General features: G+C 31.2%; 1 protein-coding gene and 1 pseudogene. Both read left to right on the top strand.

What is annotated here, in order from left to right; translation table 11 throughout:
- Positions 1 to 990 (top strand): hypothetical protein (locus tag A3223_RS07530; protein ID WP_219336704.1); only part of this gene is annotated, 990 nt, incomplete at its 5' end.
- Between the two features lie 3 nt (positions 991 to 993).
- Positions 994 to 1575 (top strand): annotated as a pseudogene (locus A3223_RS07525) (thioredoxin reductase); the annotation flags it as partial.

Here is a 1575-nt window from a genome sequence, read left to right as displayed (position 1 = left end):
AAACTTCGTCTCCTAATAGGTCGCTATAACATAAGTATTATCTGGAATAGCATGAGAAGCTTTGCTTTTATGAAACAAACTTATATGTTTAACCCAAAAGATGTCGAATCTATGAGAAATATGCTAAAAGGATATGGCAAATCACTAGGCAAAGATGTAGGAGTAGCTTTTCTTAAAGGTATGGTAGAACTTTATAAAACATCCTATGAAAAACTAGAAGAGAACTACAACGAAATAATGCACACAAGATACACATATAAATTTAATGAAGCTTACGCACTAAATAATATCTCATATAAACCTATGTCTATAAAAGAAGCTTATGATAAAAATAGTACAAATAGCTATTGCTACTATCCAGTGATGATCTATCAAAACTATATAAGTCTAAATTTAAATAGACTATTTCTAGGAGCTAATATAAGTAGTGGAGGATTAGAGTATAACTCATTTATCTACTATGATATAAACAATAAACAAAGCAAACTCTCACATAACCTTGCTTCAAAGCTAGCACTAAATAACCTTAGTGCTTATCTATGTTTAGATGAACTAAGAGGAGCTGGTAATGAGATAGATGCAAACTACTTTAATTATGCAAGAAGTAGATATATTAACTCTGATGTAGAGATAAGAGGATTAAATTTGGATGTGAAAGAGGAGAAAGAAATTTATGATGTGTATAAGCAAAATTCACTTGCTAACTTAGTAGTAGGTAAACCAAAATACGCAATAGACTCTTATCAAGAAGTAGTAAAAATCATAAATTTATTTAAAAAAGGAATCTTTAACACCAGCGATGAAAACAACCACTTTAATCTCTCAAGAGATCTAATAAAAGCATTAGATACCATAGGAAATAATAACATTAAGGGCGTGTATGTGGGGTGTAAAAAGGCGAATACCGATAGTGATCGTACAATCCCTCCTCGTCTAATCGGTCGTCTAGCCACCACCATAGTTATGGAAGATGGTCTTTACATAGGATAAAAGATGAAAAAGATTATATTTACAGCTTTAGCTATCTTAGTAATAGCTATATCACTAATAGTAGTAAGTAAAAGAATGAATAAAGGAAATTTAATGGATAACAATAATACATATATAGTAATAGCTCCGAATGAAAAGGAGGTCTGGCTTGATAAAAATACAAATTTAATAGTAGCAAAGCCAGATAGTAAAATAGATGCTAAAAACAGGATCGCAAACAAAGAAGCTTCTGAGTTAGTTATTCAAGCTCGCTCCATCCTAGACTCATCTCCATATAAAAACTATAAACCACTATACTATAACCCTAAACCAAACTCTTTAGGTCAAACAGACTATCTATCATTTAAACCTTGGCTAGATATTAGCTATAAACCAAGCTCAACCAAACTATCACCTTGGACTAAATCAGAAAAAGCTTACTATGAAAGCTTAAAAGATAAAAGAGATAGATATATCTATCTAGTAAAAAGAAGTAATCTAAAATGCACTATGATAGATATCCCTGAAGATGCAATAGGTAGAGTAGATAGCAAAGGCAAACTAACAAAGCCTGAATATGCTGAAATTTATGATGAAGTAAATGCT

The organism is Campylobacter concisus, assembly GCF_002092855.1.
Classification (GTDB): Bacteria; Campylobacterota; Campylobacteria; order Campylobacterales; family Campylobacteraceae; genus Campylobacter_A; species Campylobacter_A concisus_AI.
Note: the sequence above shows the minus strand (reverse complement) of the source record. Positions and strands in the feature narration are given on the sequence as shown.